The organism is Rhizobium sp. PEPV16 (assembly GCF_008919455.1).
In the GTDB taxonomy this organism is placed as follows: Bacteria; Pseudomonadota; Alphaproteobacteria; order Rhizobiales; family Rhizobiaceae; genus Rhizobium; species Rhizobium leguminosarum_Q.
Genome location: NZ_VSZV01000161.1, coordinates 1 through 8,328 on the forward strand (window position 1 = coordinate 1; position 8,328 = coordinate 8,328).

Sequence of the window (8,328 nt, forward strand, 5' to 3'; positions counted from 1 at the left end):
TCTGGTGCGCGAGGCCCGGCTCGGCTGGGGGGTGGAGAACAATATCTACCAGTTCGGCCATCGCGGCTATGTCGCCGTCGCCGGCGGCGCCCAGGATGCGCCCTACACCTACATGCACGACCTTGTCGCCGGCAAATACCGCCTGCCATGGGAAGACGAGGTAAAGGTCAAGGACGGCACGTCCTGCGGATTTGACAAGCCGATGCGCCGTTACGGCGAACCCCTCAAACCTGCCGCGGAATAGGAGAGAGAATGATGGACGCGATGGTCGAAACCAACCGGCATTTTATCGACGCCGATCCGTATCCGTGGCCTTATAACGGCGCTCTGAGGCCTGATAATACCGCCCTCATCATCATCGACATGCAGACCGATTTCTGCGGCAAGGGCGGTTATGTCGACCACATGGGCTACGACCTGTCGCTGGTGCAGGCGCCGATCGAACCGATCAAACGTGTGCTTGCCGCCATGCGGGCCAAGGGCTATCACATCATCCATACCCGCGAGGGCCATCGCCCGGACCTCGCCGATCTGCCGGCCAATAAACGCTGGTGCTCGCAGCGGATCGGCGCCGGCATCGGCGATCCCGGCCCCTGCGGCCGTATCCTGACGCGTGGCGAACCCGGCTGGGACATCATCCCCGAACTCTACCCGATCGAAGGCGAGACGATCATCGACAAGCCCGGCAAGGGGTCGTTCTGTGCCACCGACCTCGAACTTATCCTCAATCAGAAGCGCATTGAGAACATTATCCTCACAGGAATCACCACGGATGTCTGCGTCTCGACGACGATGCGCGAGGCGAACGACCGCGGCTACGAATGCCTGCTGCTGGAGGACTGCTGTGGTGCGACCGACTACGGAAACCACCTCGCCGCCATCAAGATGGTGAAGATGCAGGGCGGCGTCTTCGGCTCCGTCTCCAATTCCGCGGCTCTAGTCGAGGCGCTACCCTGATGCCGTCATTGCGTGCCCATGTCTTTCGCGTGCCAGCCGACGGCCCCGATGACGTTGCCGGCGTCGAGGCGCTCTTTGCCAGCGGCCTTCAGGCGAACAACATCGTCGCCGTTCTCGGCAAGACGGAAGGCAACGGCTGCGTCAATGATTTTACCCGCGGTTATGCCACCCGCAGCTTCGAGACATTGTTCAGTAGATATGGCGTCGACGGCGTCTCGATCATCATGTCCGGCGGCACCGAGGGTGCGCTCTCGCCGCATTGGACGGTTTTTGCGCGTGAAACCGTAGAAACCCCGGGCGAACGGGCGCTGGCCATTGGTGTGTCGCGTACCCCCGCGCTGCCCCCCGAACATCTCGGGCGCCGGGAACAGATCCTGCTCGTTGCCGAAGGCGTGAAGTCCGCGATGAGGGATGCCGGCATCGATGATCCCGCCGATGCCCATTTCGTGCAGATCAAGTGTCCGCTGCTCACCTCGCGCCGGATTGCCGAGGCCGAGGCAGCAGGCAGGACGGTCGCAACCCACGACACGCTGAAATCCATGGGCCTCTCGCGCGGCGCTTCGGCTCTCGGCGTCGCCGTGGCACTCGGCGAGATAGATGCGACATCGATCAACGATACCGACATCTGCACACGTTTCGATCTCTTTTCCCGCTGCGCCTCAACCTCGTCCGGGGTCGAACTCACCGATCACGAAATCATCGTCCTCGGCATGAGCGCAAAATGGTCCGGTCCGCTGTCGATCGACCACGCGGTCATGCGGGATGCGATCGACGCGCATTCCGTCAGGAAAGCCCGCGAACGCCTGCCGGAAAACAGCCGGCTGGCGGCGGTTCTCGCCAAGGCCGAGCCGGACCCGTCCGGCAGGATCGGCGGCAGGCGCCACACGATGCTCGATGACTCGGATATTGCAGGCACCCGCCATGCCCGTGCCTTCGTCGGCGGCGTTCTCGCCGGCATCTTCGGCATTACCGATCTCTATGTGTCTGGCGGCGCCGAACACCAGGGTCCGCCCGGCGGCGGTCCCGTCGCCATCATCGTCGAAAAGGAGCAATGAAGTGAGCACAGTCCGCGACACGCCCCTTCCGCAAGCCGGCAAGGCCGTCGGCATCGAGACGCTCGATATGACCATGCGTTTCGGCTCGTTCACCGCGCTCGACAACGTCTCGATCGCCGTTCCGGCCGGCTCTTTTCACGCTCTTCTCGGCGAAAACGGCGCCGGCAAGTCGACGCTCGTCAAATGCATCATGGGCTTCTATCACGCCACGTCAGGCGCGCTGTCGGTCGACGGCCGCGAGGTGGCGGTCGCCTCACCCAAGGATGCCGCGGCCTATGGGCTCGGCATGGTCTACCAGCATTTCACACTGGTTCCCTCTCTGACAGGTGCGGAAAACCTGGTCATCAGCCGTACCGAGGTGCCCGCGGTGATCAACTGGGCCAAGGAACGCAAGGATCTGGCGGGTTTCATGGAGCGCATGCCGTTCAAGATCCCGCTCGACAGGCCGGTGAGCGAGCTTGCGGCTGGCGAAAAACAGAAGCTCGAAATCGTCAAGCAGCTCTATCTCGGCCGCTCCTTCCTCGTGCTCGACGAGCCGACCTCGGTGCTGACGCCGGCCGAAGCTGATGAGATGCTCGGCATCGTCCGCGGCATGACCGAGCGCGGCGAGCTCACCGTGCTGATGATCTCCCACAAGTTCCACGAGGTGACGAAGTTCGCTGATGCCGTCTCGATCCTGCGGCGCGGCAAGCTGGTCGGTACCGGCAAGGTCGGCGAGCTCTCCACCGCCGAGATGGCGGCGATGATGATCGGCGACGTCAAGCTCGCCGAGCTCGACAGCCGTCTGCCGGTGGCGGAAGCGGCCAAATCCGTGCTCACTGTGACCCAGGTGAAAGCTCCGGATCGCTCCGGCCTGAAGACGATCGAGATCGACGCGCTGACGGTCCGCTCCGGTGAGATCGTCGGCATCGCCGGCATATCCGGCAACGGCCAGAAGGAGCTGACGGAAATTCTGGCCGGCCAGCGCCCGACCGATAGCGGCGAGGTCATGGTCAATGGCGAGACTTACGGCGCCACCCGTGAGGAGACCCGCAAGAACAGGGTGCGTTTCATCCCCGAAGAGCCGTTGCAGAATGCCTGTGCGCCCAAGATGACCGTGAGCGAGAACCTTGCGTTCCGCACCTTCGATTTGAAGCTGGACGGCAAGGACGCGATCTGGCTGAACAAGGGCAGCATGAAGAAGCGTGCCTCGGCGCTGATCTCCGACTTCAAGGTCAAGACGGCCTCTTCCTCCTCGCCGATCGCAGCGCTTTCGGGCGGCAACGTGCAGCGTGCCGTACTGGCCCGTGAACTGACCGGCGATGTCGATCTGCTGATCGTCTCGAACCCCTGTTTCGGCCTCGATTTTTCGGCCGTTGCCGAAATCCGCGCCCGGATCATGAAGGCCCGCAATTTAGGTGCTGCCGTGCTGCTGCTTTCCGAAGACCTCGACGAATTGCTCGAGATGTCCGACCGCATCATGGTCATTTCGGAAGGCAAGCTGGTTTACGAGACACCGGCGCGTTCGGCCGATATCGGCGTGATCGGCGCCCACATGGCGGGACATCACTGATGATGGAGATCAAGGCAGAGCCTTTCGCCTTTCCGGTGAAGCACGATGAGCTCGCCCTCATCGTCATCGACATGCAGCGCGATTTCGCCGAGCCCGGCGGCTTCGGCGCCAGCCTCGGTAATGACGTCAGCCGCATCACCAGGATCGTGCCCGATGTCAAACGCCTGATCCAGGGCTTCCGCAATGCCGGCCTGCCTGTGATCCATACGATGGAGTGCCACCGGCCTGATCTCTCCGACCTGCCGCCGGCCAAACGCGACCGCGGCAATCCTGCGCTCCGGATCGGCGACGAAGGCCCGATGGGCCGCATCCTGATCTCGGGCGAACCCGGCACGGCAATTCTTGCGGAACTCGCTCCTGTGAAGGGTGAAGTCGTCATCGAAAAGCCCGGCAAGGGCGCCTTCTACGCGACCGACCTCGGCACCGTGCTGCAGCAGAAGGGCATCAAGCAGCTCGTCTTTGCCGGTGTCACCACCGAAGTCTGCGTGCAGACGACGATGCGCGAAGCAAACGACCGCGGCTATGAATGCCTTCTCGCCGAGGAGGCGACGGAAAGTTATTTCCCCGAATTCAAAGCCGCCGCGATCGCCATGATCCGCGCCCAGGGCGCAATCGTCGGCTGGACCGCCCATGTCGACGACATTCTGGAAAGCATCGCCCATGCCTGAAACGATCCGCGAACGCCTGACGTCAGGCGGCTGGAAAGAGCTGGAATTCGGCTCTTTCCGCGATGCTGTCACCATCCACTGGATCCGCCCCTTCGAGGGTGATCAGCCGGGCGTAGCACTGTTGAAATATGAACCCGGCGCCTCCGTTCCCCGCCATCGCCACGAGGGGCTCGAAACCATCCTGGTGCTCGATGGCGTTCAATCCGACGAGACGGGCGATTACATCAGCGGCAGTTATATCGTCAATGCGCCGGGCAGCGAACACTCGGTCTGGAGCGATACCGGCTGTATCGTGCTCATCCAGTGGGACCGGCCCGTGAAAATACTCGAAGAGGAAATTGCGTGAATCCGACACCGGCCGTGGAGCTCTGTCCGACGATCGGGAAGGACATGAACGTCACAGCAGCATCGATGCCCCGCGATCGATATAGGTATCCAGGAATTGCTCGAGCCGGGGGTTTCTCGGTCGTTTGAAGACGTCCTGCGGGGGACCGGTGAACAGCACCTTGCCGTGATCGAGAAAGACGATCTGCTGGCCGACCGTTGCGGCAAATCCGATCTCGTGGGAGACGACGACCATTGTCATGCCCTCGGCGGCGAGATCGCGCATGACGTTCAGCACTTCGCCGGTCAGCTCGGGATCGAGTGACGAGGTCGGCTCGTCAAACAGCATGATCTTCGGGTTGAGGGCAAGCGCCCGGGCAATAGCGACGCGCTGCTGCTGCCCTCCCGAGAGCTGCGACGGATAGTGCGCTGCCCTGCCCTCGAGGCCGACCTTGACGAGTTGGGCCATGGCCCGCCCCTCAGCATCCTTGCGGCTCATCTTGTGAACGGTCTTCAGCGCTTCGCTGACATTGCCGAGCGCCGTCATATGCGGCCAGAGATTGAACTGCTGAAAAACCATGCCGATCTGCGATCGAATTTGCCGGTTCACAGCAGCTGGTACCCGCTCACGGACGCCCTTGGCGCTTTCCGCAAAGCCAAGCACCTCTCCGTTGACGGTAATCGTCCCCTTGGTTGATTCCTCGAGAAAGGCCATACAGCGCAGCAGCGTACTCTTGCCGGAACCCGACGGGCCGATGACGCAGGAAACCTGCCCCTGAACGATATCGAGGTCGATGCCGTGCAGCACGGTGGAGCCGCCGAAGGTCTTGACGAGATTTTTGACTGCGATCGCAGGAACGCTCATATGTTGAAAAACCTGAATCTGGTGAGTTTCGTTTCGGCGAGATGACCAAGCCAGCCGGTGATTTCGACCAAGGCCCAGTAGAACATGGCGAGCACGAAGAGCGCTTCGACGAAAGCATATTGCTGCGAGCCGATGGCGCTCAGTGTCGCCGTCAACTCCGGCACGGTAATGATGGACAGCACGGCCGTCTCCTTCATCAGAATGATCGTCATGTTGACCGAAGGCGGCAACACCAGCATGGTCATTTCCGGCAGCAATATGCGTCGGATGATCTGTCCTTGTGTCAGGCCAACGCATATCCCGGCTTCGATATGTCCCTTCGGGACCGCAGCAAAGCCCGAGCGGAATATCTCACTGAAATAAGCCGCGCCGTAGATGGAAAGGCCGATGACGCCTGCCGGGATCGGATCGAGCGACAATCCGACGAATGGCCCGCCGTAGTAGACGAGGAATATCTGAATCAGGAACGGCGTGCCGCGGAGCACAGCGATGACAATGCCGAACGCCTTGTCCAGGATCACCCCGCCAAAACGTCTGGCGACGGCGACAAGGAAGCCGAGCACGGCAGCGGCCGGGGTGGTGATGATCCAGATGACGATGGTGACCCATGCACCGCTGAGGATTTCCGGCAAGTTGCTGAAGATCACATTGATGTCGAAGGTCATCGCGGCACTCCTGGCAGGGAGCGTTCGATCAGGCCACCCGCAAGGGCAACGATCCAATTGATGACGAGATAGATCAGCCCGGCGGATGCGAAAATCTCGAGCGGCAGGAAGGTGCTGCCGGCAAGGTCCTGGGCCATGCGCGTCAACTCGATGACCCCGACGACCGAGACCAGCGAAGACGCCTTCAGGATAAGGATCGCTTCATTAACGAGCGCCGGAAAGGTCAGGCGCAGGGCGATCGGCGCCTTGATACGGCGGAAGATCTGAACGGGTGTCATGCCGACCATTTCAGCCGACTCGACAAGGCCCGCGGGAACGCTGGAAAAACCGCCGCGCAGATTTTCAGCCTGATAGGCTGCAGTACACAGCGAAAGACCAATGATGGCCGCAACGATGCTCGGCACGTTGATGCCGATCGCCGGCAGCAGGTTATAGATCAGCAGCAGTTGCACCAGCAGCGGCACGCCACGAAAGAAACTGATGAAAATCCGCGCCTGCAGCGCCAAGAGCCGTTGCCGCGACAGCAGCATGGCGGAAACAATGATGGCGATCGCAAAGCCGATCAGGATAGAAACCACGCTGATCGTCACCGTGTAGATCGCGGCTTGCAGAAGCAGTTCGAAAAGCTTGATGGACATGGGCGGTGTTTGCCTGGGCGCTGCGGCCGTGAACTCTGATGCCACGGCAGATTGCGCCCCGACCGATGGCGGGGCGCGTTCGTTTCACCGGCGGCTAATCAGAATGCCGGGTCCTTGACAGCATCAGGCGTATCAAAAGATGCACCGAACCACTTCTTCTGCAGCTCAGCCATGCGTCCATCTGCCTTGATCTTGAGCATCGCGGCATCGATCGCGTCCATCAGAGGCGCATGATCGGCATCCTTGAGGCCGATGAAGCCGAAATAGGACTTCTTGCCGAACGGCGGCAGGACGACTTCGAACGTGCCCTTTCGCTGGCTGGCGACGAAGGCGATATTCGGCAGCGAATTGGCAACGCCGGCAATGCGCCCGGCTGCGAGATCGGCGTAGGATTCGGTAAAGGCCGGATATTCGCGCACGTCGACCTTGGTCGGCAGCGTGTCGGAGAATTCCTTCAGCTGGTCGAGCTGAGCAGTTGCCTTGCCGACGCCGATCTTCTTGCCGGCAATATCTTCCGGCTTGCTGATCGTCGCATCGCCGGCCTTCTTCAGGATCGCAATCGTCGCTTCGGCGATCGGCGGCGTGAAGCGATAGCGCTCCAAGCGCTTCTTGGTGATCGTTGCAGGGCCTGCGACGACATCGAATTTGCCGGCCTCGAGCGCCGGGAAGACGCCATCCCAGGGAAGGGCTACCCACTCGATCTTGACGCCGAGCTCCTTACCAATCTCGGCAAAGAGGTCGACGTTCAAGCCGGTGTGTTCACCGGCATCGATATAGTCGAACGGTGCGAAAGCCGTTTCGGTGCCAACCTTGAGGGTGCCGGCTGCCTTGACGGCTGCCAGCGTGTCGGCTGCATGGGCGGAAACCGCTGCTCCGAACAGGAACGCAGCGCCGACCAGACCCTTCAGCAGTGAATGTGCCTTCATGATCATCTCTCCAGTTTTTATTCCCCCGGCGGAGGAGTTTTGGTTCCCGACTTCGATTTCCTCTGCGCGGACTTCTGTGCTCCGCTTTTGACTATACAAATAGATATAGGCTGGCCTAGAGTGTCAATGTAAAAGACGAGGAACGCAAAATTTGTGCCGGATGGCGTCGGTCTCGCTGGCATGACCGTTGCGGATTCATGGTCGCTGACGCCGGATGAGGTACGGGCTTGGTGTCGATTTATCAGCGCATTTTCACGGATATCGAGACGAAGATCATCAGCGGTGATTGGCGGCCCGGCGACCGCATTCCCGTCGAGCACGAGCTGGTGGCCGAATATCGGTGTTCGCGCATGACGGTCAGCAAGGCGCTGTCGGCGCTGGCCGAGCGCGGCATGATCGTCAGGCGGCGCAAGACCGGTTCGTTTGTCGCATCGCCCCAGATCGACCGCACGGTGATGGATATTCAAGATATCAGCACCGAAGCGGAACTGGCCGGGCACGAACACCGCTTCGAAATCCTCGCCCGCACGGTCGAGCGCCTTGGAGAGGCGGAGGCGCAGCAGCTGTCAGAGCCTGCCGATGCGGAAGTCCTTAGGCTTCAATGCCTGCATATCGTCGATGGCAGACCGAATGCCATCGAGCGGCGGATCATCATGCTCGATGCCGTGCCACGGGCGA

At 61.3% G+C, this 8,328-nt stretch carries 10 protein-coding genes and 1 pseudogene; 7 read left to right on the plus strand and 4 right to left on the minus strand.

Annotation, left to right across the window (positions count from 1 at the left end):
• The 6 genes and pseudogenes from amiF to FY112_RS03435 all read left to right on the plus strand — a co-directional run.
• A pseudogene (gene amiF, locus FY112_RS03410) lies at positions 1-244 on the plus strand (formamidase); the annotation flags it as partial.
• Positions 245-255: 11 nt separating this feature from the next.
• Positions 256-957 (plus strand): isochorismatase family cysteine hydrolase, encoded by a 702-nt coding sequence (locus FY112_RS03415; RefSeq protein WP_151517702.1) that lies wholly within the window; start codon positions 256-258, stop codon positions 955-957.
• Positions 957-2,012: a cyanuric acid amidohydrolase gene (atzD, locus tag FY112_RS03420; RefSeq protein WP_151517690.1), complete on the plus strand. Its 1,056-nt coding sequence runs from the start codon at positions 957-959 to the stop codon at positions 2,010-2,012. The genes FY112_RS03415 and atzD overlap by 1 nt, the downstream gene beginning before the upstream one ends.
• Position 2,013: 1 nt before the next feature.
• Positions 2,014-3,564 carry an ABC transporter ATP-binding protein gene (locus tag FY112_RS03425; RefSeq protein ID WP_151517692.1) on the plus strand — a complete coding sequence of 517 codons (1,551 nt, stop codon included), beginning with the start codon at positions 2,014-2,016 and terminating at the stop codon, positions 3,562-3,564.
• A complete protein-coding gene (locus FY112_RS03430; protein ID WP_131664808.1) occupies positions 3,564-4,232 on the plus strand; it encodes a cysteine hydrolase in 669 nt (222 codons plus the stop codon). The genes FY112_RS03425 and FY112_RS03430 overlap by 1 nt, the downstream gene beginning before the upstream one ends.
• Complete coding sequence (locus FY112_RS03435) at positions 4,225-4,578, plus strand: cupin domain-containing protein (protein WP_151517694.1); 354 nt, start codon at positions 4,225-4,227, stop codon at positions 4,576-4,578. The genes FY112_RS03430 and FY112_RS03435 overlap by 8 nt, the downstream gene beginning before the upstream one ends.
• A gap of 51 nt (positions 4,579-4,629) precedes the next feature.
• On the opposite strand, the gene FY112_RS03440 is transcribed toward FY112_RS03435, so the two are convergent.
• From FY112_RS03440 to FY112_RS03455, 4 genes are all read right to left on the minus strand, one after another.
• The gene (locus tag FY112_RS03440) at positions 4,630-5,421 is read right to left on the minus strand and encodes an amino acid ABC transporter ATP-binding protein (RefSeq protein WP_151517696.1); all 792 of its coding nucleotides are present in this window, start codon (positions 5,419-5,421) and stop codon (positions 4,630-4,632) included.
• The gene (locus tag FY112_RS03445; protein WP_151517697.1) at positions 5,418-6,086 is read right to left on the minus strand and encodes an amino acid ABC transporter permease; all 669 of its coding nucleotides are present in this window, start codon (positions 6,084-6,086) and stop codon (positions 5,418-5,420) included. The genes FY112_RS03440 and FY112_RS03445 overlap by 4 nt, the downstream gene beginning before the upstream one ends.
• Positions 6,083-6,724: an amino acid ABC transporter permease gene (locus FY112_RS03450; RefSeq protein WP_029873627.1), complete on the minus strand. Its 642-nt coding sequence runs from the start codon at positions 6,722-6,724 to the stop codon at positions 6,083-6,085. The genes FY112_RS03445 and FY112_RS03450 overlap by 4 nt, the downstream gene beginning before the upstream one ends.
• Before the next feature lie 98 nt (positions 6,725-6,822).
• Entirely contained in the window at positions 6,823-7,650 is an 828-nt protein-coding gene (locus FY112_RS03455) for a transporter substrate-binding domain-containing protein (RefSeq protein ID WP_151517699.1), read from the minus strand.
• A 227-nt stretch (positions 7,651-7,877) separates the two neighbouring features.
• Here FY112_RS03455 and FY112_RS03460 point away from each other — a divergent pair.
• The coding region (locus FY112_RS03460) for a GntR family transcriptional regulator (RefSeq protein WP_151517701.1) at positions 7,878-8,328 on the plus strand (451 nt) is incomplete at its 3' end.